The sequence below is a fragment of the Chitinophagales bacterium genome, assembly GCA_017303415.1.
GTDB lineage: Bacteria > Bacteroidota > Bacteroidia > Chitinophagales > Chitinophagaceae > SpSt-398.
Window position 1 is genome coordinate 2,821,605 of the sequence record JAFLBJ010000001.1, and the last position, 24,049, is coordinate 2,845,653.

General features: G+C 46.8%; 18 protein-coding genes and 3 tRNA genes. 3 read left to right on the forward strand and 18 right to left on the reverse strand.

Annotation, left to right across the window (positions count from 1 at the left end; all coding sequences use genetic code 11):
- Position 1: 1 nt before the first annotated feature.
- A complete protein-coding gene (mazG, locus tag J0M30_12205; protein ID MBN8668259.1) occupies positions 2-775 on the reverse strand; it encodes a nucleoside triphosphate pyrophosphohydrolase in 774 nt (257 codons plus the stop codon).
- A gap of 9 nt (positions 776-784) precedes the next feature.
- Positions 785-1,861 carry a DUF3667 domain-containing protein gene (locus tag J0M30_12210; protein MBN8668260.1) on the reverse strand — a complete coding sequence of 359 codons (1,077 nt, stop codon included), beginning with the start codon at positions 1,859-1,861 and terminating at the stop codon, positions 785-787.
- Between the two features lie 90 nt (positions 1,862-1,951).
- Here J0M30_12210 and J0M30_12215 point away from each other — a divergent pair, with 90 nt between their 5' ends.
- On the forward strand, positions 1,952-2,800 hold the full coding sequence (locus tag J0M30_12215) for a hypothetical protein (GenBank protein MBN8668261.1): 849 nt from the start codon (positions 1,952-1,954) through the stop codon (positions 2,798-2,800).
- 79 nt (positions 2,801-2,879) lie between these two features.
- Here J0M30_12215 and J0M30_12220 read toward each other — a convergent pair.
- From J0M30_12220 to J0M30_12235, 4 genes are all read right to left on the reverse strand, one after another.
- Positions 2,880-2,965: transfer RNA gene (locus J0M30_12220), tRNA-Leu, on the reverse strand.
- Positions 2,966-3,017: 52 nt separating this feature from the next.
- Positions 3,018-3,090: transfer RNA gene (locus tag J0M30_12225), tRNA-Gly, on the reverse strand.
- A gap of 105 nt (positions 3,091-3,195) precedes the next feature.
- Positions 3,196-3,414, reverse strand: coding sequence for a hypothetical protein (locus J0M30_12230; protein MBN8668262.1), 219 nt, complete (start codon positions 3,412-3,414; stop codon positions 3,196-3,198).
- Between the two features lie 40 nt (positions 3,415-3,454).
- Entirely contained in the window at positions 3,455-4,513 is a 1,059-nt protein-coding gene (locus J0M30_12235) for a glycosyltransferase family 2 protein (GenBank protein ID MBN8668263.1), read from the reverse strand.
- 28 nt (positions 4,514-4,541) lie between these two features.
- On the opposite strand from J0M30_12235, the gene J0M30_12240 reads away from it, so the two are divergent.
- Together J0M30_12240 and J0M30_12245 are read left to right on the forward strand one after the other, a co-directional pair.
- Positions 4,542-5,705, forward strand: coding sequence for a HAMP domain-containing histidine kinase (locus J0M30_12240; protein ID MBN8668264.1), 1,164 nt, complete (start codon positions 4,542-4,544; stop codon positions 5,703-5,705).
- A gap of 36 nt (positions 5,706-5,741) precedes the next feature.
- Positions 5,742-5,825 (forward strand) — tRNA-Leu (locus J0M30_12245).
- 36 nt (positions 5,826-5,861) lie between these two features.
- On the opposite strand, the gene J0M30_12250 is transcribed toward J0M30_12245, so the two are convergent.
- The 12 genes from J0M30_12250 to J0M30_12305 form a co-directional block, all read right to left on the reverse strand.
- Positions 5,862-6,809: a glycoside hydrolase family 5 protein gene (locus tag J0M30_12250; GenBank protein ID MBN8668265.1), complete on the reverse strand. Its 948-nt coding sequence runs from the start codon at positions 6,807-6,809 to the stop codon at positions 5,862-5,864.
- 6 nt (positions 6,810-6,815) lie between these two features.
- Entirely contained in the window at positions 6,816-8,813 is a 1,998-nt protein-coding gene (locus J0M30_12255; protein MBN8668266.1) for a glycoside hydrolase family 97 protein, read from the reverse strand.
- A 1-nt stretch (position 8,814) separates the two neighbouring features.
- Entirely contained in the window at positions 8,815-9,897 is a 1,083-nt protein-coding gene (locus J0M30_12260; GenBank protein ID MBN8668267.1) for a hypothetical protein, read from the reverse strand.
- A 10-nt stretch (positions 9,898-9,907) separates the two neighbouring features.
- Positions 9,908-12,766 (reverse strand): DUF5110 domain-containing protein, encoded by a 2,859-nt coding sequence (locus tag J0M30_12265; protein MBN8668268.1) that lies wholly within the window; start codon positions 12,764-12,766, stop codon positions 9,908-9,910.
- 24 nt (positions 12,767-12,790) lie between these two features.
- Entirely contained in the window at positions 12,791-14,530 is a 1,740-nt protein-coding gene (locus J0M30_12270; protein MBN8668269.1) for an alpha-L-arabinofuranosidase, read from the reverse strand.
- 12 nt (positions 14,531-14,542) lie between these two features.
- Positions 14,543-15,751 (reverse strand): AGE family epimerase/isomerase, encoded by a 1,209-nt coding sequence (locus J0M30_12275; GenBank protein MBN8668270.1) that lies wholly within the window; start codon positions 15,749-15,751, stop codon positions 14,543-14,545.
- Positions 15,751-16,974, reverse strand: coding sequence for a glycosidase (locus J0M30_12280; GenBank protein ID MBN8668271.1), 1,224 nt, complete (start codon positions 16,972-16,974; stop codon positions 15,751-15,753). Before J0M30_12280 ends, J0M30_12275 begins: the two co-directional genes overlap by 1 nt.
- 17 nt (positions 16,975-16,991) lie before the next feature.
- Entirely contained in the window at positions 16,992-18,821 is a 1,830-nt protein-coding gene (locus tag J0M30_12285; protein ID MBN8668272.1) for a Na+:solute symporter, read from the reverse strand.
- Positions 18,822-18,858: 37 nt separating this feature from the next.
- Positions 18,859-19,974 (reverse strand): beta-mannosidase, encoded by a 1,116-nt coding sequence (locus J0M30_12290; GenBank protein MBN8668273.1) that lies wholly within the window; start codon positions 19,972-19,974, stop codon positions 18,859-18,861.
- Positions 19,975-20,000: 26 nt separating this feature from the next.
- Complete coding sequence (locus J0M30_12295; GenBank protein ID MBN8668274.1) at positions 20,001-21,290, reverse strand: hypothetical protein; 1,290 nt, start codon at positions 21,288-21,290, stop codon at positions 20,001-20,003.
- A 98-nt stretch (positions 21,291-21,388) separates the two neighbouring features.
- Positions 21,389-22,423 (reverse strand): IPT/TIG domain-containing protein, encoded by a 1,035-nt coding sequence (locus tag J0M30_12300; protein MBN8668275.1) that lies wholly within the window; start codon positions 22,421-22,423, stop codon positions 21,389-21,391.
- A 36-nt stretch (positions 22,424-22,459) separates the two neighbouring features.
- Positions 22,460-24,028 (reverse strand): RagB/SusD family nutrient uptake outer membrane protein, encoded by a 1,569-nt coding sequence (locus tag J0M30_12305; GenBank protein ID MBN8668276.1) that lies wholly within the window; start codon positions 24,026-24,028, stop codon positions 22,460-22,462.
- Between the last annotated feature and the right edge of the window lie 21 nt (positions 24,029-24,049).

The following is a 24,049-nucleotide window of genomic DNA, read 5'->3' on the forward strand; positions in this document are numbered from 1 at the left end:
CTCAGCGTGGCTGCTTTTTGATCTCGTCCCAGATCGCATCCATTTCCTGCAGGGACATGGTGGAAAGGTCAAGGCCTTTTGAAAGGGCTATGGTTTCCATATCGGTAAACCGTTTAATGAACTTTTTATTGGTCCTTTCGAGGGCATTTTCAGCATCGATCTGCAAAAACCGTGCATAATTGATCAGGGAGAAGATCAGGTCGCCAAATTCCTCCTCTATCTTTTCTTTTTCACCGTTGGCAATGGCTTCCTTTAACTCGGCCTCCTCTTCTTCCACTTTCTCCCATACCTGGTCGCGGTTCTCCCATTCAAAACCCACCTGTTTTGCCTTTTCCTGCAATCGCATGGCTTTAACCGTGGCGGGGAGGGATTTGGGCACGCCCCCGATAACTGATTTCTTGCCTTCTTTCAATTTGAGTTTCTCCCAATTCTTTTTCACCTCATCGGCATCTTCCACTTTCACATCCCCATAGATATGCGGGTGGCGGGCAATCAGTTTCTCCGATATCCCGTCAAGCACATCCCCCAATTCAAACTTCCCTTGCTCGGACCCAATCTTGGCATAAAAAACAAGGTGGAGGAACATATCCCCCAATTCTTCGCGTATGCCCTTCCAATCCTCCTCGGTGATCGCATCGGCCAGTTCAAAGGTTTCCTCAATGGTCATTTGCCGAAGCGACTGAATGGTCTGCTTTCGGTCCCAGGGGCATTTCTCCCGCAGGTCATCCATGATGGATACCAGCCGGAGAAACTTTTCGCCCAAAATATTACTCATCCGATTGAATTATATGGTGAAAATACTCAGGAAGAAGAACAAGGCCATCAAAATAATGTTAATCACCAGCGCGGAAAGGTTCAGTAACACATATTTCAATATGGTTTTCCCTCTACGCTGCTGGTAAAAATTGCGCATTCCTTTATACAGATAGAAGAACCAAAGCAACACCAGCAGGACGGCCCCAATAGTGAATACTCCCCAACCCGTTATATCCTCTAACTTGGAAAACCCCATGATAAAAAGGAGGTTGATAAAACTGAAAATATAATGGTGTACAGAGAAAATGGCATGATCGGCATAGTAATACTCTTTGTGCCGGATATAGAGCAACTTTAGTACAAAAGCAAACAAGGGAAGGGAGACAAATAACAGGTAGGGTAGCTTATGTAATACAGCATCGGCCACATCTTTCAATGCCTGCTTGGGACGATGTCGGTACCGGGCGTTGATCTCGATCTCCTTCTTTTGAATCTGTTTGCTGAACCAGCCATCCCTTTTCCCGGCAGGGAGCTTTTTTTGTGCCGAATCGTACTCCTCCACGGATTTATAATCATTTCCCGTTATGGATATCGCGCGAAAATCTTCACTGAGCTCCAGAAAATCGATGGACCGAAGCGGTTTGCTGGTATCCTTAAGTTGATCGACCTGTTTTAGCAGATATTCGTTACCCGGATTTGCCTTCAGTCTTTCATCCACTTTCTTCAGTATCGAATCCCGGCTATCCTGGGTGAGTATAACATCGTCATCCCATTTGATCGCCGAATCAGATTTAAAAAATGTAAAGAAAATAATAAAGAAGATAGCAGAGGTGAAAACATACATTCTTACCGGGTTCAGAAAACTGGCCCTTTTGCCCATCATGAAGCGCGAAGAAAGATAACCAGGCTTAAAGAGCAGATAACGAAGGGTATCAAAGAATTTCGAATCAAAATGGGTGATATCGGAAAAGAAATGGACCACAAGACTCCAAAAACTTTCCTTCGGCACAACGTTTTCCTGACCGCAAATATGGCAATAGCGACCTTGTACAGTGGTTCCGCAATTCAGGCAGTTTTTTTCGGTTCTTTCCGGAGCATGGGACATATCAGCCGTTTTGCTAAAAATAAGGAGATTTGCAGGAATTTGGCTAAAAGCTATTGGCTATTAGCTTTTAGCTTTTAGTACATTTGCTACATGATCCACACTCCCTTAAAAGCCGTTGGCCTTGCCTTTCTGATTTTCCTTTCCCCGGCGATACATGCCCAGCACTATTACCATGATATCATGGGTACCCGAGAAACCAATGCCCAAATGGAACGTTTGATCCGGGCAGGGGTCACCAGTGTATCTGCCACCGGGTTTAACCAGGACAACCGGCCTGAACCGGGGTTTTCTGAGACCCAGTCGATTCGCCCGGTTGCGCCGCAATGGACGATCACCCGGAGCCAGGATGAAAACCGGAGTTGGGAATACCTGGCCTTTAATTCTCAAAATCAATTGATCCGTTCGGTTGACTCTACCACCACCACCATTAACAGGACCTATTTCAGATATGATGAAGCGGGACGTATTGTTCTCCTTGAAAATTCAGCTTCGGATACGGCGATGGGTATTACAGAAATGGAGCAACATCATTGGTACTACGACCCTGCGGGTTTGCCTGAAAAAATGATCAGGGTAGTGAATGGAAGAGATACCACAGAGTTTCGGTTTGTAAAAGATGAAAATGGGAATGTGGCAGAAGAAACAACCTACAAACGCGGTAACCCCACTGAAACGATCTATTATTATTATAATGAAAATGGTCAATTGACCGATATTGTCCGCTATAATACCCGTGCTAAGCGGCTCCTCCCCGACTTTATGTTTGAATATGATGAGACGGGGCGGGTTATTCAAAAAATAACGGTGATGCCCAATCCTAAAATAGGGTATCTTATCTGGAGGTATCAGTATAATGAAAAGGGCCTGAAGGTCCGCGAAGCCAATTTCACACGCGAGAAGAAATTGATCGGGCGAATTGATTACAGTTACGTTGACTAGGTCTTAATCAAAGAATTCAAATAGCCGCAACGCCTGCCTCCTATTTGTAAAAAAACCAGCCATACAATGACTGGTTTTGTGCCCTGGGCCGGAGTTGAACCGGCACGGGCCTTGCGGCCCACAGGATTTTAAGTCCGGCGTGTCTACCAATTTCACCACCAGGGCGCTGATTCTTTTCCTAAATTAAAAATCCCCCCGTTTAGACAGGAGGATTTTGAGCGGAAGACCGGGCTCGAACCGGCCACCCCGACCTTGGCAAGGTCGTGCTCTACCAAATGAGCTACTTCCGCTGATAAAGAACTAATCTCTAATCACCTTCGCCAAAGCTATGGTAACCGAAGAGGGTTGCAAAAATAAGGAAATCAATCGTTCCTGAAAAAAAATTAGCCTAAAAATTACTTGTATTTGGGGGTATACAGGGAACTCTCCTGTACCGGGGCCTTGGTCTTTTCAAAGCGCTTGTTGTACAACATATAACAACCACCTAAGATAAAGGCCAGCAAACAGGCCACCTGAAGATAGAACAGGAAAGAGGACGAAGACACCCAGTTATGTGTGAAATCGCGGTCCTGTACTTTCTGGAGTTCCTCGTGATATTCGGCGTGTTGACTCATATGCTCAATTTGTGATGCAAAAATAATGGTTCAAAATCAATTACAAACCCCGGGGCTTTACAATTTCCCGGAAAATCCTCCTTTTCCTGACAAAATATTGCCAAACCAGGTTGCCGGGATAGACCCCCTCGGGTACCCCCCCTTTATGCTGGGGAAAAACACTGGCTCCCTGCTGAAGAATAACCCACTTAACAAAGGCTAAATGTGCCCGTATGACCGCCTTGAAATACCCCCCCTGCCCGGCTAATAAACCCTTCCAGGCAGAAACGCCATCCAGGGCCATCCGAAAGGGCAGTTTCCACCATTTTACTGTCCAGGGCCAGTTCTTATATAACATGATCAGGTTATTCCTGAAATTCAAGTAGGTCTTGAGGGTATTGCCATGTGGAAGGGTTCCGCCGCCAACATGATAAACCACCGATTCGGGACAGGAATAGATTCGATACCCTGCCAGGTGCATACGCCAGCAAAGGTCGATCTCCTCCTGGTGGGCAAAAAAGAATTCATCAAACCCCTTCATTTCATGGTAAACAGAAGCTCTGACAAACATAGCGGCGCCACTGGCCCAAAAAATGGGAGCTGCCTGATCATATTGTCCCTGATCCTCTTCCAATGTGTCAAATATCCGTCCCCGGGCAAAAGGGTACCCATATCCATCAATCCAGCCACCTGCCGCGCCCGCATATTCAAATAGCTTCTTATCATGGTAGGCTTTGAGTTTGGGTTGACAGGCAGCGATACCCGGATCTGATTCCAGTAAACGAATAACCGGTTGAATCCACCCCGGACTTACCTCCACATCCGAATTCAGCAACACATAATAATCAGCATCCACCAGCGCGAGGGCATCATTGTACCCTTTAGCGAACCCTCCATTTTTCTTAAACCGGATGAGGCGGAGAGACGGGAATTGCTGATCCAGAAAAGCGATCGAATCATCGGTGGATGCATTGTCCGCTATCACCACCTCGGCGATCCCTTCTGCAGAGCTGACGACAGCAGGAAGAAACTGTTCCATGAATTTCCTTCCATTGAAATTCAGGATGACGATCGCGACCTTGGGTTGTAATGGATTCAACGGGTAAAATAATTTGATCAAAAATAACTATCCTTCCTAAATTCGAAATATGTTTCAGACATTTTGGAATTGGAGGACCCTGCTGGCTTTGGTAGCCATGATCATCGTAACGGGTACCATTTTTTATTCCAAATACCTGAGTGAAAAGATCGATCGTGAGGAAAAGGTCAAAGTGACCGCATTCGCGGAATCACTTAAAATAAAAGCTTTGTCCAACGATGAAAATGTGATCCGGTTTACCAACCAAATTGCGGTAGATAATACCGAGATTCCGATCATTGAAACAGATGAAAAGGATAACCCTTCCGGAATTTACGCCAATCTTGACTCCCTGAAAGTAGCCAATGATACCCAGTATCTGCGAAAAATGGTGGCGGAGTTCAAGTCCATTCACGATCCGGTACGGGTAGAGATCACTAATGAGCCTGTTACGTACAATAAATATTACTACGGAAACACGCGATTGCAACAGGAAGTACGGTATTATCCCTTGGTTCAGCTCCTGATCGTAGCCTTGTTTATTCTGGTGACCATTCTAGCCTTGCGCAGTAGTTACCGTTCTTCGCAAAACCAGGTTTGGGCTGGCATGGCCAAGGAAACGGCCCACCAACTGGGTACGCCGGTTTCCTCTCTGGAGGGTTGGGTGGAAATGATGAAACAGGACCCTAACAACGAAAAGATCGTCTCCGAACTGGAAAAGGATGTCAATCGCCTTCGCCTTGTTTCCGACCGTTTTGGCAAGATCGGCAGCATCCCCCACCTGGAAGAAAGGGATATTATAGGCCAGGTACGGGAAATGATGGAATACATGAAAAAACGGGCTGCCGGGAAGGTTCAATTTTCGCTCAACACCCATGGCGAGAGCAGGTTGATAGCCCCCATTTCAGGCCCGCTGTTCGATTGGGTGATCGAAAACCTGCTCAAAAATGCCCTGGATGCATTGGAAGGAAAAGGCGCCATTCATGTAGATATTCATAAACACCATCAGGATATCCAGATCGATGTCAGCGATACGGGTAAAGGGATAAGCAAACAGCATGTTGCCCGTATCTTCAAACCCGGTTTCACCACCAAGAAACGCGGGTGGGGACTGGGGCTCAGTCTTTCCAAACGGATCATGGAACAATACCATAAGGGTGAGATCTTTGTAAAAAGCTCTGAACCCGGAAAAGGAACTACGTTCAGAATTGTTTTGAAAGCCGCAAATCCTTAATTTTGCCGTCCCTTAACCTGAAAGGGTTGAATTGGGGCCCGGGTGGCGAAATTGGTAGACGCACCACCTTGAGGTGGTGGCGCTGGAAACGGCGTGCTGGTTCGAATCCAGTCTCGGGCACAAAAAAACCTTCAGCAAAACTGAAGGTTTTTTCATTTAATATTTCTGTAGGTACTGCCTTACTACCTTCCCCCATTTTTTTATCACCTCATCATTCCATTTTCCATTTGAATTTGCAGCAGGCAAAAGCACTGAGCATGTCTCATTCTTATCGGATACGGACCAGGCTACCCAACTTATTCCTCTTTCATCCATCCAACGGACATACGCATCCCATTCCACTTCATCAAGGGGGCCATCCCCTGTAGCTTCCATACCGGCACATTCGGAAACAAAAATGGGAAGCCCGGCTTTAATGGCTTCATCTGTACGATCACGCAACCACTTCTTATGTGTACCTGCATAAAAGTGCATGGTGTACATCAGATTTTCATATCCTTTGATGGGATCGGCTGCGGGCAACAGGATGTCCTGGTCCCACTTAGGGGAACCTACTAAAATGATATTATCCGGGTCATGCTTTCTTATCGCCGCGATCACTTTTTCTGAATACGCTTTCACCTCAGGCCAGGTTTCATAATCAGGTTCATTGAAAATTTCCCAAATGACATGGGGATTGTTCCCATAGTCTGAGGCTAATCTGGAAAAAAAATCAACAGCCTCTTTCTCGTGAATATTGTGGTCATGCCAATCCACTATCACATATACATTCTCCCGGATACAGGCTTCGATCACCCGACGCATCAGCTTTTCTGAATAACCAGGGGATTTGAGATAACCACTGTCATTGAGTTGTATACCCATAGAAGCACGCACGACCGTGCTTTTCCATTGGGTGACCAATTCATGTACGGCATTCTTATTGTAAAAACGAGGCCAGAGATTGTGCCAGCCAAAACTCATTCCATGCAATACAACAGGCGCCCCCTTTTCATCAACAAGCTGTGTTCCTTTTACCGATAATGCTCCATGTTCCTTAACAGGCTGTCCAAAAACGGACAGAAAAAGAACGGCAGACAAGAAGGTCAAAAGTGCTTTTCGCATGATCGATTAATTTAAGGGTGTTAGTTTAATCGCAAATCCTCCACCGGGGGCCAGGTGAAAGGTATATTTCCCGGGTGTGATCGTCCTTTCTTCGCGAATAAAATCTGTCGCATCGCGGGTGGCATTTATTCCATCCCTAAAAATCAATGCCTGGTATTTTCCGGAAGGAAGAAAAGAAAGATCCAATACCAGGTCTCTTTCTGTCCAGTTACCCAATGCACCAACATACCAATCCTGTCCTTTTCTTCTGGCCATCACCACATATTCTCCAAATTTCCCATCGAGGGCATTGGTCTCATCAAAAAAAGTAGGCACTGCCGCGATAAAATCTGTACAGGCCTGCTCTTTGGAATAAATAGTGGGATTGTCGGATAACATCTGCAACGGTGCTTCGTAAACAATATACATGGCCATTTGGTTACAGCGGGTACCCAGGCTCTGGGGAAGGGAATTGCTCGGAACAGCATTTTTCCTCGTGCGGTTTCTAAATGCACCGGGGGTATAATCCATCGGGCCTGCCATCATACGAAGAAAAGGAAGCCGTACTGCATGTTCAGGCACCCGGTCATCGGCACTCCACTTCATGTATTCCATTCCCCGTACTCCTTCAAAATTGACCACATTGGGCCAGGTGCGTTGTAAACCTTGCGGGGCAAACATGCCATGAAAATCGAGCATTAGTTTGTTGCTGGCGGCTACAGAAGCGATCTCGTAGCAGGACCTGATGGCTTTCTGGTCATTGCGGTCGATAAAATCAACCTTAAAACCTTTTACACCCATCGCGGCGAATTCCGCGCAATACTTTTCAAGGTCACGTGTAATGGCATACCAGGTAGACCAAAGTATGATGCCCACATTTTTACTTTTGGCATGCGCAATGATCGCCTGAAGGTCGATTGATGCATTTCGTTTTGTAAGGTCCCAATCATCACTCCACCCTTCATCCAATATCACGTATTCAAGTCCGTTTTTCGACGCGAAATCGATATAATGTTTGTATGTTTCCGTATTGATACCGGCCTTAAAATCAACCCCTGTTATATTCCAGTCATTCCACCAGTCCCAGGCTACTTTACCAGGTATTATCCAGGTGGGGTCCGTGATCTTGGAAGGTTCTGATAATTGTTGAACCAGGTCATTATTCAGCAGTTCAGCATCCCTGTCACTGATGGCAATGACCCGCCAGGGAAAGGATCGGGTTCCACTGGTTTTGGAAATATATTTCTCCCGGGCAGTCACTGCATAATTGATCCAGTACTTTGCTCCGGCTTCCTCCCTGGCTGGATAAGGTGCAAACACGCCTTTAAGGGCATCGGGTCCTGTTCCATCTTTCTGTATAAACATAGCCGGGTAATCCTGAACATCAGCTTCAAGCAAAACAGCTTTGAGGGAATCATTCACCACCACCATCATGGGAAGATAACCCAATGTATCACTCGGAATAGCGGACACCGGCAGCCGGGTATAGAATTCCTCAAAGGCACAAGAGTACCTTTCACCCTGTCGTATATCCGACGTAAATGGGATAAACATCGTTTTATCTCCGTCAAAATTAAAACTTACATTTTCCTGCATCACGACCTGCTCACCTGGCTTCCTGGTAACAAAGCGATAAGCTACCCCGTTGTCATAGGCCCGAAAAATAATACTATGGTCCCCTTTGCAAAACAATTCCATTTCATTGAATTGGTTCACCACAATAGATTTCTTGTAGGCAACAGTCCGGATGGTATCTGTTACCGATCTGTATTTAACCTTGACCACCGGCGCGGTACCAGGGTAAATATCCCAACCCTGTCCTTCCAGGGAAAGGGGGGACGGCTTGAGGATCCTTACCCCATCATGGGTTACAGACCATTTAATGCCCCCGTCAAATACAACCTGGATCTGGTTCCCCTTATCAGGCGAACTCAATTGCCATGTCTTTTGCTTTTGTGCCTGTACCCCGGTCAGGGTTAACAAAAAAAAGGTGCTGAGTACAGCACGGAATAATATTCTTTTCATCCTATTTCCATTTCATGAATGATTGAATGACAGGTACCAGCTCCGCGGCGATCTGCGCATGTTCATCGACGGAGGGGTGGTAGTCACATCCGCCAATGTAGGACTTCTCAAAAATATGAAACCTGATTTTCCTCTCCCCCTCCCCTGTTTGTTGTTCCACCACAGCCTTTAAACTTGACCGGTGGAATTCGCGGAGCCTTGTGTCCGCCATGGGACTGCTGAGTAATAATATCTTCGCTCTGGGATAATATCCCCGTATCCGTTTTACAAACAGGATATAATTGCTCACAAAGCGGGCAGAATCCTGAATGCCATCATTTTGCCCCAAACAAATCGTAACCAGGTCAGGTTGATAACGACTAAAATTCCATTGAATCGTATCATTGCGCATACTCACCTTATCATACACCTGCGGCATGAGAATCTCCATATTGCAACAACTCCTTATCAACCCGATTCCGGAAACCGAAGAAAGGTGAACATTGGCGTTCATTTTACGGGACATCACCGCACCATAACTCATCCAGGCATTGTGCTGGTCCTGCCATTTTCCTTTCCCACACGGCATACCCGAGAGATCAGCGCTGGCCCCGCAGGTAATGGAGTTTCCGATACATTCGATCTTTCGCTTGGGGGATTTAGTGGGTTTTACCAACCGCGCGCAACGGACCCCGGCAAATTCAAGGTAGCCGATATTGGCCTCTGTATTCTTACAAAGTATGACCGTGTGTACGTCTACATCCATTAGCCACTCCTTCACAGAAATAGTGTCTCTTTTCCCTTTAGTTTGCATCCTGATCTCGCGCCCATCCACCACCAACTCGAGGTAATTCTGGTTAGTTCCCCACAATTGTTCATCCTGCAGATAGATCAGGGCATCCTCCCCTATGAATCGAAACGAGACGGTAACACCGGGTTGCCAGAACCTGGGTAATTGGGGGTTGGTAAAATCAATTCGACCCATATACCGGATACGCGGGTCATCAGGTGCATAGTAGTTCAGGTCGGAGGCGAAAGTCTTTGCGCATAGGCCACTGACCAAAAGCAAAAATAAAATCCGTTGTAATGGAGCAGTCGTTTTCATGATCCGTTCCTCATTTTAATTTGACCACTATTTTCTTTCCATTATAGCTGATCTTTTTACCTGGCGTACCTGCCAGGTCAAAACCTGCCGGTTTCTGCGGGCTTATCAATTTTATATAGAAAACACGGTTCCTGAGCATACCTTCAAATTCTCCTGACCGGTCACCAATGGTCAGTGTTTTGGTCGCCTGATCGAAGGTGAATACTATTTGTGCGAATTTGCCTTTTTCATAATTGTAGTTCACCCCTTCATCTTCATAAAGTGTAAAGGAGGCATCTTTCCCACTATACACATAAAGCGTCAGCGGGTCGGCGGGTTTCTCATCCGTATACTGCAGGGAAGGCCCGGCAGGGATTATCGATCCTTCTTTTACAAATACAGGCAACTGATGGTAGGGCGCCTCTGCCTGAATGGTTTGTGCTCCTGCATAAAATCTTCCACTATAAAAATCATACCATCCCTGTCCGCCAGGCAGGTAAACAGATCGAGATACCGCTTTGTATTGATAAATGGGATTGATCAACAAGGAAGGCCCGCACATGAATTGGTCGGATACGGACAAGGCGGCCCTGTCAACACTAAAATCCATGTTCAACCCACGGAGAATGGTATAATCCTTATGATAGGCCCATCCGGCAAGCGAATAGTAGTAAGGGAGTAAACGATAACGAAGTTGGTTATAATACAACATGCTTTGGTAGGACTGATGCCCTTCGGGAGCGATGTTAAAAGGCTCGCGTAACGGAAATTGTCCGTGAGAGCGGAACAGAGGAAGGAAACTTCCCCATTGATACCACCTTGTTTGCAGTTCACGCCACTCTTCTTCATCCCCTTTATCCATCGGTACTTTATTGTACCGGGTCTCTGTAGCAAAACCACCGATATCCAGGGTCCAGTAAGGTAATCCCGACATGGAATAATTAAGGCCTGCAATGATCTGGGTACGCATATCTTCCCAACGTGCGCCGATATCACCACTCCAGATGCTGGCGGCATAGCGTTGTGAACCGGCAAATGCCGAGCGGGTTAGCAGGAAAACACGTTTGCTGCTGTCACTTCCCCGTTGTCCTTCATATATACCTCTTGCATTCATCAGCGGGTAGGCATTCATGAATTCGGCTGCTGTTCCCGATGCAAGTGGCTGCATCTGTTGTTTTCTTTTCTCAGGAGAAACATTGGATAAAATATCAGGTTCACTGGCATCCATCCACCAGGCATCCACATTCTTACTAAACAGATTCTTTTCTAATAATGACCAAAAGCCTTTCCGGGCATTTTCATTAAATACATCGTAGAAGGTGGAAATATAACCCGGGCCAACCCAGTCTTTCTGGCGGTCGGCTATGTTGCGTGTATAGAGCCATCCATTTTTCATAAAGGCCTCGTAATTGGGAATGCCTTCATAGAACTTAGGCCATACAGAGATCATAAACCGTGCATGGTATTTATTATGCAGGGTGGCGATCATGCTGTCCGGTTGTGGAAAACGTGCTGGGTCAAATGACTGGCTGCCCCACTCATTTTCCTTCCAATAAAACCAGTCCTGTACTATATTGTCAATGGGGAAACGCCGCTTTCTGAATTCGGCCACGGTATTCAGTACCTCATCCTGCGACTTATACCGTTCCCGACTTTGCCAGTAACCCATCGCCCACCGAGGAACAATGGGTGCCTTACCGGTCAGGTTACGGTATCCTTTGATCACCGCATCTGCATTGGCACCCTGGACAAAGTAATAATCAATTTGCTTTGCTGCTGTGGATAAAAAGGCAAACGTATGGAGCGCTTCGTCCACCGCCGGTGGGAGGAATTGGGCCGAGAGATAGGATTCACCTCCGTCTGGTATCCATTCCAGGCGGATATCATACTTCCTCCCCTTTTCCATAACCAGGTCAAACAGCGCTGTGCCCGGGTTCCAGGCCTGACGCCATTTATCAAAGGTCAATTTCTCATTAACATATGCTTTGAAATATCCGCCATAGGTAAACCGGAATTGATAGTTACCGGATTGTCCGGCGGACATTTTTCCTTCCCAAACGATCTTTCCTGTTGCAGGCTTGAATTCCTTTGGCATTTTTTGAAGCAGGTCATTGATATAAGGATAATCGATCTCCGATTCTGCTTTTTCAAAAAGCAATTGCCCCCGTACATTCTTATCGTTATAATAAGAGGCGGTCAACCATCCGGGTTCCCCATATTTACTTTCGAGCTGAAGGGCTGAAAGCGGTCGAAGGGGACGCACATCACCGGCTTCCCCATACGAATAATTATCCCAGAGAAGGCCATAATTCTTGCTGGATAAAAGAAAGGGTACAGCGACCTCTGTATTATTTTGAAAAAAAATTGTTTTTCTTCCCTTGTAATTCCAGACATCATCCTGGTGTTGTCCCAGGCCAAAATAATATTCATTGGGGTCGGAAGAAAAATACTGAGTCAATTTATACAAGGGCTTTCCTTCTTCCATTACAGGAACGGCTATCCGGCCCTGGTTTCTTTTTTCCGCAAGGATTGTTTCACCCGCCAGGTTCTGAAAGGTGACCGCTCCCGATGCCAGTTGAACCAATACCCGAAGCTGTTTTCCGATAAGTTCTACCTGGTTATCGGATTTGACCACTTGAAATTCTGTGTTTAGGGGAGACAGGGTAACCACTTCGCTTTGCGCTGTTGCTAAAACCACTCCGGGTGCTGCTGTTACGCGTACGATCTGGTCATTCACCCATTGTACACGCACGATACCAATACTGCCCGACAAGGACTGATCCGGATAAACGATCACTCCATCAGATGTAGCTGTGTATCTGGGCGTCTGGCCCCAGGCTCCTGTCAGGGTAAACAGACAAAAGGCCATCCCCCAAAAAAATCTCTTCATATTGCTTGCTTTGAAAGGTTATGATCATGGTTTGGCTACCACCACAAACACTGCAGCTCTTGCCGGCACGGTCACCCGAATGCCATTGGATGTAGGAGCTGAATAGGGACTTAGTGCTTTATAATTTGCCGGGCCACCCGCTGCCAGGCTGGTTCCCGTTCCATTGACCAGCGTCTTTCTCGAAAATTCACCATTGTCACCACCACCCGTCAATGTATAATAATAGAATCGGCTACCCTTCTTGAAATTCCTGATCACGATCTCCACGGTTACTGGATTAGCGGATTTATTGACCAATGATACGCCTGTTTCTCCAGAACTAAAAGAAGAAGCATAGGATACTATATCGGGTTGACTGGAGGTAGAGGACACCAATCGGTCGCCCAGGTATTTTTGAAAGAAATACATATGGTAAAAAGCGGGACGTGGGTTCCACTTGGGTACTCCATCAGGTTCGTCTCCAATATTGAACATCCCATGATCATCACCGTTACTCCAACCATTGGCGAGGTCCCAGCGGGCCGTAAGCCCAAATTTGTTCTTGAGTGATTCACCCAGTACCATCACGGCATGCAAGCCATTGATATGAGACACGGCTTGTTTGGATCCGGAGGAAAAAATATTCCACTCACCCAGGATCATGGGTTTTTGGGTGATCCCTGCCCCGGAAATCGTTTGTTTCACATAATCCATCATGGTTTGTGTAACAGGTATGGGGGTGTTCAGGATCACATCGGCATTGGCATTGGTCAGGTAGGGTGTGTAGTAATTATGTACAATATAAAAATCAGGAGAATTTCCCGCCGCGGACAATAAACCACTGTTCCAGGTGGTGGCTGTAGGTGTCCACCAGGATAAGGGTGCAGATTCAGACATCACCGCACCGATATAGATGGTCTTTCCGATCTCCTGCGCTGCTTTGCGCATGGAATCCGCATATACTTTAAAGTGTTGTCCATAGAGCTGACCGGAAAGAAATTCAGGTTGACCATCCTGATTAGTGGCTGTATTGATGCGATATCCGGCTTCCCAATCTCCAAAATTCTCATTCCCGATCTCCCAGTATTTGGTACGGCCATTATCATATCTTACCCAATCTGCTGCCAGATGGGCCGCACTGGCTACCGGGTTTGGACCGGTTCCATACCGCGCATAACCATAGTTGATGGTGATCATCCCCTTGTTGCCTGTGGTCTGGAGCATGCTGTAGTAATTGTCGACAGAAAAGGTCCAGCTGGCAGTATTCTTTCCATACCAAAACCCAGCCGCAGAAGATGACCCATTGGCTTGCACCAATTGAGCCGGCGCATCGGCCGGTGGTGTATTGGGTTGGGCATTCCAGAAAAACACATCGCTGATACTTCCTCCCGGGAAACGAATGATATGCGGATGTATTTCGGTGATATGATTCAACAGGTCCGTTTCGGTCACCATCTGTCCCATCCATATATTCGAATTATTCGCCGCAAAGGACCTGGGAATTTTGGTGATCACATTGCTTCGGTCAACCGTTACCGTTACACCTGCCCCGGCAGGCACCGTTGTATTGGTAAAGGTGCCGGGTAAGGTAAAATTGCGGGGTTCCCAGTCATCCAAAAAGAAACCGATGGTAGAAGCAAGGGCCGGGTCAACCTGGGGATTTACCGTGGTAGTATCTCCTGGATCTGTTGGAATGGGTGTACTGCTCTTCTTTTTGCAGGCATCCAGCAAGGGCCAGCAGCAGAAAAGAGATGCGGATAGAAAAAGTGCATGGATCGTTTTCATATGTCAGTTCCTTTATTGGTATTCTTTCAATAATTCAAGCATGGCCCTGCTATTGTGATAGGGGCATTTCCAAAATCCGGCCTTGTCTTTTTTCATGATCGTGTGGTCCAGCATAACTCCCCAATACCACTCCCCTGCTTTTTTATCCTTTATAAATTCCTGAATGAATTGCCAGGTTTGGCGCATATTAAACAGATATTTGCCTGTGCCGCTTTGTTTCCATGCATGATAAAAACCCAATAATGCTTCTGCCTGGGGCCAGGAATGTTTTTCCATGACAAGCTGTTGGGTTTCCGGATCAAACTCATACCAGAGCCCTCCATCTTCATCCACCCCTCTGGCAGCGGCATCCGTAATGCGGACAGACAATTTATTAAAATGGTCCACCCATCCTTTATCCCCAATAACTGCAGCACAATAAGGCAATAACCAAGCCGCTTCTATATCGTGACCATAAGAAATGAGTTTAGACTTTGATTCCCAGTCATCATTAAAGAACAGGTGAAGGTGGCCGGTTACGGGATCCACAAAATGCCGGTCAAACAAGGCCAGCAGGTTCTGAACTCTTTCCCTGAGTTTATCATCGGGCCATACGCTGTACAGATTAGCATAGGCTTCCACCACATGCAGGTGGGTATTCATCGTCTTTCGTTCATTCTGGTCCTTTTCACTCAGCCGCAGGTCTCCCATCTCCATCCATTGCCGGGTAAAGGCTTCGATATAACCATTCTTTTCTGTATCAAATCCATACTTTTCAATCAACCGGTACAACTGTTTCGCCAGCTCCAGCGATTTGGGGTCCTGGCTTATGCGATAGTATTCTGAGAGGCCATAAATACAAAAGGCCAATCCATAAATCTGTTTCTTACCATCTATGATATTACCGTTTCGTCCAACAGACCAGTAAACACCTCCGTACTCCCCGTCCAGAAAATCACGGATGATCCCTTTGAGGGCCAGTTCCGCCATGACCTTATACTCGGGCTTTCCTGTATGTCCAAAGGCTGCGGAAAATGCCCAGAGTACGCGACTATACATGACAATTCCACGTGGAGCGGAACGATCAGGTATATCCTGAAAATCGACTGAGCCAAACAGGTTTCCCGTTTCGGGGTCTACCACCTGCCGCAGCCAATAGCTTAGGATACTGTCCAACTCGGCAGACAATTCTTCCCGACTGATGGGAAGCTCTCTTTTTTCATTTTTGGTCAGCGCTTCCATTAATTGGTCAACGTAGATCCATTGCCCTTTCCGGAGGCGGTGGATAGTTCTGAAAGGTTTTTCCCGATCAATTGATTCAAGGTGTGTACCGAAGCTGCGGAACTGTGGCCATCTGGCTGGGTGTTCATTACATAATCCAGCAATCGGTCTACTGTGGAGGTGGCCACATGCATTCTTGTATCGGAAGAAGCATAGTAGATGAAAACCGTTTCATCTTCATCTACGATCCATCCATTACTGAATACTACATTCGATACATCCCCGGTTCTTTCCTCGCCTTCCGGGGCCAGGAAATAACCGGCGGGTTTATAGATCACCTTGGTGATATCAACCAGATCGGTCATGAACAGATAAAGTACATAACGTAAACCGGCTGCAGTATTTCGAACACCATGTGCCAGGTGCAGCCATCCTTTTTCAGTTTTTATCGGTGCGGGGCCCAGGCCATTCTTCATTTCATAAACAGTATGATAGACGCGCGGGTCGATCACTGATTCCTCCTGGATAACAGCCGGGTTCATACATTTACTCAGACCAAACCCGATACCACCCCCTTTACCGGCTTCAATGAAATTATCCTGTGGCCGGGTATAGAATGCGTAACGGTCTTTGAAATATTCCGGATGGAGTACCACATTCCGCTGTTGGGGTGAGGGTGTTTTTAAGTCTGGTAAACGTTCCCAGTTGATCAAATCCCGGGTGCGTGCGATACCACATTGGGCGATTGCGGCAGATTGGTCGGAAGCAGGTGCGGCAGGGTCACGGCGTTCGGTACAGAACAAACCGTAAATCCAGCCATCTTCATGCTGGATAAGGCGCATATCATAAATATTCGTATCGGGATCTTCTGTTTCAGGCATGCTGACCGGATAATCCCAGAATCGGAACTGGTCAATCCCATTGGGGCTTTCGGCCACTGCGAAAAAAGATTTTCGGTCGGCCCCTTCCACCCGGGCCACCAACAAGTATTTGCCATTCCATTTGATGGCTCCTGCATTCAATACCGCATTGATCCCAAAGCGTTGCAACAGGTTTGGGTTTGAATCCGGGTTCAGATCATATCTCCAGAACAAAGGCGTATGGGCGGCGGTCAATACCGGATACTTGTACCGTTCAACGATACCATTACTCCATTCCTCCAACTGCCTTTCATTTTTTCGCCCGATCAGCGATTGATGGGCCTTTTCCATGGCGGCCAGACGGCTGTAAAAATTCTCTTGCATAAAAACGAATTAAAAATTCAATCTTCCAATTTATCCCACCAGGTTTTCTTTAGGATCAGTATGATTATTAATAAAATAATGACCGTGACCACCAAAGGCAGGTGCATAGATAATACGATATACATAGGGAGGATCGTCATGCAGAGCTGGGCGATGATCCCCAGCACTACATTGAACATATCCAGTTTAAAACGTCGATTGGGTTGAAATCCCGGGTTGTCTTTTACTACTTCATCATGCACCGGCTTCCAAAATCCCCAGGGGCGTACCGTTGCATAGAATTTCTTCAGGGTCTCCATATCTGTGGGTGGCGCCATGAACGTGCCTGCTATGCTACCGATCACCGACAGGAGGAATAACAAGGGGAAATAATACAGAAACTCAATGCCGGTGAATAACCTGGAAAAGACCAGGGCGCCGGCAATACCTGTCAGCATACCCCAATAAAATCCATTGGCATTAAAACGCCACCAGTACCATTTCAGCACATTCGCAGCGATATAACCTCCGTAGAGTGCTGAAACAATCCATTGGAGGATGCTGTTCACATCCTTGGCAAAAAATCCAAGTACTACGCCGATCGCGACCACCACAACCCCCACGATATAATTCATCCGTATCACCGACCGGGTAGAGGCAGATGGATTGATATGTTTAAGATAAATGTCATTAACGATATAGGCCTGGGCAGCATTCAATGTACCGGAGAATGTGCCCATGAACGCGCCTAATAAGCCGGTGAGAACCAATCCCAGAATTCCAACAGGCAGAAAATTATTGATGGCCCCGGGAAGTATCCGTTCAAAATCCACACCACCGCTTCCGTTGCTTAAATTCAGTTGGTTAAAATACAATAACCCCAATACGGTCAATCCGATCACCATTGCGTACCTCACGGGTAACAGGACAATGGAAACAAATCCGGTCATTTTGGAGGCTTCTTTGGGAGAGCGGGTAGAAAGGATCTTCTGCATATCGTAATTGGGAGCAGGACCTGCACCGGCAGCGAATACTCCTTTGAACAGCATCATCATAAAGAGAAGGCCAAACAAATCATATCCGTCATCCTTGATCTTCTGGTTGGCTGAATCTACGATACCACCCCAGTCAAGTCCCAGGTTCCATCCAAAAAAGGGGTCTGACCAACCTTTCGGCACATTCAAGGATTGCCCATCCAGGTGGATCATGGCGATCACCGCAATGGCGATACAGCCAATGGTCATGATCGCGTATTTGATCAGGTCGCCAAGTACAATGGAGTGCATTCCCCCCAGAATGGAATAGAACATGGCAAACAAGGTAAAAATGATGCCATAGAAATGAGGTACATATTGGGGAGATACGGAGAAGGGAATATAGTCCTTCACCAGATCCCAGGGAACAAAAATCTCAATGAACTTTCCTAATCCGATAAAGCCATAGGCCAGAAAACCAAGACAACCAATCAGGGCAAAGGCCACCACAATGCTATGCGAACCTTTTACTCCTCGTCCTATTGAGCCAAACCGGGTTGCGAGCCACTCGGCTCCGGTATTCGCATTAGACCGGCGAAGCCATTTACTCAGGTACATCATATTGAATACCTGATTGAAAACGGGCCACAGCCAGGGTATCCAGATACTTTTCACCCCGTACACAAAACACAGGGCTACCATCCACATGGTACCGCTAATATCAAACATATCCGATGCGTCACTCAACCCGAGCATGTACCAGGGCAATTTCTTTCCTCCCATCAGATAACTCTCCTTGTTCTCCCTTGCCTTGCGACGCAGGAACCAGCCCAGCATCAGCATCGTGATCAGGTAGGCAACTATGATACTTATATCGATCCAGGTTAAATGCATGCAAGTACTTTATGGGTGCTGATTATCATTTTTACTTTCATTGGTACAGGTTCTCCTTCTTAGCATCCTTTTCAAAAAATGTTCTTTCCAATTCATAGAATTTCCTGAAATCGGCTTCTGAAACCTGTCCGTGATAAGGCGCATAATAATGCATTTTTCGCGTATCGGCCATCAGCCCATGGTTTCGCCATACCAGCACCCACGCGATCTTGTTTTCACCAATGGCATCCACCAGGGTCTTGGTCCACCATTCCGGATAAGGAATGGCTTCATAACCGGTCTCCGCCAATGCAAATAATTTATTCTTTTCTTCGGCTATTTTCCCAATAATATTCAGTTTGGTCTTTGTTTGAACAGCAAACCAGTCTTCTTTTGCCGGGTCGCCATACTGGTAGGTATCAAAACTCAGGGCATCACATTTATCATCACCCGGGTATCGCTCAAGGAATTCTTCGGCGTTATTAAATTCTCCCCCGGTATTATACACCCAAAGCAGATTATGTAATTTCTTTTCCTCGGTCAGGTAATAGTAGGTAAACCGCCACAGGGTCTGATATTCAAAAGGGGTGCAATGGGTTTTGCCCCACCAGAACCAGCCGCCCGTATGTTCATGAAAAGGCCGGAAGAGAACGGGGATCATTTCTCCCTTTGATCCCTTGAGCGACGAGAGGAAACCGGCCACGCGGTCAAGCCATTCTTTATATAATACATGATTGCTCCCGCCTGGATTGACAGAAGCAACAGATCCTTTCGTGGTATCCCATGCTCCGGCAGGAGCACCAAATGGGCTGGCCAGATGCCAACTGATCGTGATCACACCTCCCCTTTCATATCCTTGACGAATGAATTGTTTCATTTTCTTAAAAGGCACTCCATCCAGATTCACATCTCCTTTTTCTATTCCTCCCAGGTCCCAACCATAGATGCCAGGATAATCACCGGCCGATTCCAATACATCACTTCTGTTTTCCTTGTATCTCCACTCTACTCCATAGGCCAGGTCATCCTGATGTCCAAAGAGGTAACCTTTCTGTGATAATTTTTTCAGGTTTCGAAATAATTGCACTGTTTCACGTGTGGCATTTTTATCCGCGGGCAGGTTCTCCTGCGCATGACAAGCATAGCCGGGCAGGATAGCGATCAGAAAATATATGATGAATCCCTTTTTCATGTGTATTACTATTTTTTCAACCGCGATGAACAGGAATATACAATATTCCAGGTGCTTCTGTCTGTATCAAAAACTGAATTTAGGCCTTGCTCTTCTACAGGCGGATCACCCAGCCAGTCATCACCTTTTGACCAGAGTAATTGTTTATGCGAAGCCCTGCCGATTCCACTAAAGGTCCAAAAATTGACACCAGAAACAGGGCCTCCTTCGGTCATATCATTTAATAAAAAATCAAATACAAAAGAAAAATACCGATCGCGAAATGCTGTGGTGGATCCAGGATCAAAGGCATGTCCATCTCTGGGCAAACCAAATTCTTCAATCACCAATGGTTTTCGGATCGCCCTGGCCACTTCCTGGTGACGACGGATATACTCACCTGTTTTCAATAAAACATTGTCAAATCCCGCGGCAATGGCCGTATCCTTAAACCAACTCCAGTTCTTGGGCCAGATATGAATAGTGAGATAGTCTATAACGGGGTCCTTATGAACTGTTTTAAAATTATCCATCGTTTCACTCCCCATCTCTCCTTCGGAGCCGGTCGTGACCAGATGGTTCTTATCCAGCTTGTGAATGAGAGAGGCCGTGTGATGGATAAAATGACGATACGCTTTTATGGCGTATGGCCGCATGGGACGAGGTTCGTTGGCGATCTCCCAGGACATGATGGCGGGGTCATCAGCATATTTCTGACCGGTCAATTGATTGACTCGGTTAATCAGCTTCCGAAGTTGAGCTTCATATTGCTGCATACAGGGCATACAGGAATAGAACTGGCTCACATAATCCCGCATCTCATCCCAGCTAAGCTTTCGCCGGAGGATGGAATCGGGAATGAGCCCGTTCCAGTTCAGGTATTGTAAAAAACCTCCACTCCATTCCCAGTTGTTACTGATGAAGATAACGGCTTTCATCTGGCGCTTGTTCATTTCAGCCAGAAGGTAGTCCAACCCATTCAGCAGGTCATCATTAAATACTCCCTGCGTGGGTTGAAAAGCTGGTTCCACTCTGGGAACACCATTGATCTGGCCTGTACCTTCAGCACCGGCAAGTACCCGTAGGTTTTTCACTCCCATTGAAACCAAAAAATTCAGCTCCTGCTCAACTCTTTTTTTACCGGCAGGATCATTTCCAATCAACCCGCCATACCAGTAATTCACACCCACGTAACGGTAAGGTTGCTCTCCCTGCATGAACCGTCCATCTTTAATGGTAACAAACGGGGATTGCGCGAAACTACTGAGTGATAGCCACCCGAGCAGCGCCAACAACCATATGTGCCGATAGTTGATCATGGTAAAAGAAAAGCCATTTCTGGCATCGCAAAGGCGTTCAGAAACGGCTATTTCTATTGACTGCTTATGCCAAAGTTCACCCCGCTTTCGCGGGATTATTATTTAAAGAAAATGATGTTATCAAAAAAGATCGTCTTACCCGCATCAAAAATCTGGAAGGTGACATTATTGATCGGGTTGATCCCTGCATAATTGGTCGCCAGTTCATATTTGAAATAGGTCCATTTATTGGCGGGGATCGTGATCACTTTTACATTTGACCAATTGAGGTAGAACTGAACGTTCTTGTCCACATCGGCTCCTTTTGCCCAGAAGGCAAAGTATTTGTAGCCGGAGACATCAATTGAACCTCCATTGCCCAACTGCATACCACCCCAGGCACCACCCGGGTCATAAGCGGCTTTCAGGCCATTGGTACCAGTGATCTTATCTTCCGGAGAAGCGGCAAAGGTTCCACCCCATCCCCAGTTCTCAAAGCCATTATCCAGTTGCTCTCTGAAAACGGAAAGGGCTCTGTCGACATTGACAAATTCCATATCTGTGATCCGGTTACCGGATGAATTGGTGATCTTCAGTTTGGCCCGATCCGCTGTGCTGACGGGCATACTGATCACCATTTGCCTTCTTGACTGAGATACGATGGTGCAGGCATCCGTAGTTCCTTCCAGCAATACCTCGGTTACATCATCCAGGTTGTTACCGGTCAGTGTGATCTCCGAACCAGCCTGAAAATCGGTGGGGAATGCACTGGTTACATTGGGCAGGGCAATGACGCTGAAAGGCACACTGAGAGTCTTGCCATCTGCATTCGTGAAAATAACATTCTGTGGTCCACCATAGGCTGTATCAGGGACCCGGAAGATCAGGTCACTGGCTGTATTAAGGGTGGAGGTAAAGGGAGCCGGCACATTGTTTTTATCAAATACAATGGAGCGGATCTGTCCAATACCAGAGCCTGTAAGAGTAACCACCTGTCCGCCGGCCGCAGAGCCGGGGTTAAGTTCGCCGGAGGACATGGATCCGGTGTCCACTTCCGGACTGCCATCCTTATCCTTTTCGCAACCGGTGATAACCAGGGTGCTGAACAGGAGGAATAACCCGAAGCTCAGAAGGTTTTGAAAGTATTTTTTCATGATTTGCATCTTTATTTGGTATGAATGGGGTTCGTATCAATAATAAGGTACTGGTGGTAATCCCAATGCGGGATCCTGTAAAACCTCACCAGCCGGTATCGGCAGGTGCATATAATTTTCGGTGAAGGTCACGTAGGCCGGAAATTCAAACGTTCCGCGGTTCTGTGCTTCGATGATCTGTTTTGCTTTGGCAAATCCCTGACGTTGAATATCGAACCAATAATCTCCTTCAAACGCAAATTCTACCCGACGCTCATGGAGAATATCATCCATGGTGATGCTGGTCAGTGTATTCAATCCGGCGCGCGTTCTTACCTTATTGATCGCAGCAAGGGCAGTGGCATCCGATGTGGAGGCACTGGAACCAAGTACCGATTCTGCGTAGATCAGCAGGATATCCGCATAGCGCAACATCATGGTGTTGATACCGGTGTTCATACCCAGTACCGACTCTCCACCATAAGCCGCGCCAGGCCCTACCACATATTTCACGATATTGGCACGAACGGCATTCTTTTGTCCGCCATCTCCCACAGGTTGGAGGGTATCATATTTATATCCACCCGCCATAAAGGAATTATACGCCGCATTGCTGTTCTTTGGTTTCCATGCCAGGTTTTCCCAGCCATGTTCCATGATCGAACCTTTTCGGCGAAGGTCACCGGATTCATATTCTTCGATCACGTCGCGACTTGGTGTGTACAGTTCCCACATACTGGCTTCCGAGGTTTGCAGGTTGGCTGGTCCACGGTCAGGGTTCTTCTGGTTACCGGAACCCCAGGGGTTACCAGTCAACTGGTGTTGGATAGAGAAGAGGGATTCGATGTTGTTATTATGCGCGCTGGACATGAACATGGCTCCATAATTGGGGAAAAGGTCATATTTCCCGGAGTTCATCACCTCGAGGGCTTTGGTCTTGGCGCTATCATAATCTTTGCGATAGAGGTATAATTTGGCCATCATCCCTTTGGCAGACCATTTGGTTACGCGACCAGGAATATCTGTATCAGGAAGACCGGCTTCGGCTTTTTTCAATTCCTCCAGGGCAAAACGAAGTACATCCGCTTTGTAGTAACGGGGGATATTGAAGTCACCCGACAAAATAGTACCTCCCGGATCGTTTACGATAGGGGCATCGCCCCAGATACGGGCGATATAGAAGTAAACGGTTCCTTTGAAGAAATGACATTCGGCGATAGCCGGATCAAGAATGGTAGCATTCCCACCTTTGGATTTTTTCAATTCCAGGGCGTTCATGTATTCACTTGTCCAACCGCCTATTTTATAAAATACTTTCCAGGCATCAGCGATGCGCACAGAAGTGGAGGCAAAAGAAAAATTCAGGAAGGGAGGATCATCTGCCCCACCGGTATATTCATTTCCGGCCATCACATCACCGATGGCATCCATGGCGCGGTTCTCATACCCCGACCATGGTAATCCGTAAAGCGTGCTGGTAAGACCACGCACTTCCTCCGCGGTATTGTAATAGTTGTCCAGCGTCGTGCTGTCCTGTGCCGGTTTATCCAGGAATTGCTTCCTGCAGGATAACAGGAGGGCCACCGGCAAGATCAGAATGGCTGTATAACGAATCAATGTTTTCATATCAATGGTGTTATAGAGTTA

What these genes read in the sequence shown, in the direction of transcription:
- J0M30_12210 (MBN8668260.1), bottom strand. Translation starts at nt 1,861, where the DNA reads ATGTCCCATGCTCCGGAAAGAACCGAAAAAAACTGCCTGAATTGCGGA.
- J0M30_12285 (MBN8668272.1), bottom strand. Translation starts at nt 18,821, where the DNA reads ATGCATTTAACCTGGATCGATATAAGTATCATAGTTGCCTACCTGATC.
- J0M30_12240 (MBN8668264.1), top strand. Translation starts at nt 4,542, where the DNA reads ATGTTTCAGACATTTTGGAATTGGAGGACCCTGCTGGCTTTGGTAGCC.
- J0M30_12295 (MBN8668274.1), bottom strand. Translation starts at nt 21,290, where the DNA reads ATGATCAACTATCGGCACATATGGTTGTTGGCGCTGCTCGGGTGGCTA.
- J0M30_12230 (MBN8668262.1), bottom strand. Translation starts at nt 3,414, where the DNA reads ATGAGTCAACACGCCGAATATCACGAGGAACTCCAGAAAGTACAGGAC.
- J0M30_12305 (MBN8668276.1), bottom strand. Translation starts at nt 24,028, where the DNA reads ATGAAAACATTGATTCGTTATACAGCCATTCTGATCTTGCCGGTGGCC.
- J0M30_12300 (MBN8668275.1), bottom strand. Translation starts at nt 22,423, where the DNA reads ATGAAAAAATACTTTCAAAACCTTCTGAGCTTCGGGTTATTCCTCCTG.
- J0M30_12265 (MBN8668268.1), bottom strand. Translation starts at nt 12,766, where the DNA reads ATGAAGAGATTTTTTTGGGGGATGGCCTTTTGTCTGTTTACCCTGACA.
- J0M30_12215 (MBN8668261.1), top strand. Translation starts at nt 1,952, where the DNA reads ATGATCCACACTCCCTTAAAAGCCGTTGGCCTTGCCTTTCTGATTTTC.
- J0M30_12270 (MBN8668269.1), bottom strand. Translation starts at nt 14,530, where the DNA reads ATGAAAACGATCCATGCACTTTTTCTATCCGCATCTCTTTTCTGCTGC.
- J0M30_12260 (MBN8668267.1), bottom strand. Translation starts at nt 9,897, where the DNA reads ATGAAAACGACTGCTCCATTACAACGGATTTTATTTTTGCTTTTGGTC.
- J0M30_12255 (MBN8668266.1), bottom strand. Translation starts at nt 8,813, where the DNA reads ATGAAAAGAATATTATTCCGTGCTGTACTCAGCACCTTTTTTTTGTTA.
- J0M30_12280 (MBN8668271.1), bottom strand. Translation starts at nt 16,974, where the DNA reads ATGCAAGAGAATTTTTACAGCCGTCTGGCCGCCATGGAAAAGGCCCAT.
- J0M30_12250 (MBN8668265.1), bottom strand. Translation starts at nt 6,809, where the DNA reads ATGCGAAAAGCACTTTTGACCTTCTTGTCTGCCGTTCTTTTTCTGTCC.
- J0M30_12275 (MBN8668270.1), bottom strand. Translation starts at nt 15,751, where the DNA reads ATGGAAGCGCTGACCAAAAATGAAAAAAGAGAGCTTCCCATCAGTCGG.
- mazG (MBN8668259.1), bottom strand. Translation starts at nt 775, where the DNA reads ATGAGTAATATTTTGGGCGAAAAGTTTCTCCGGCTGGTATCCATCATG.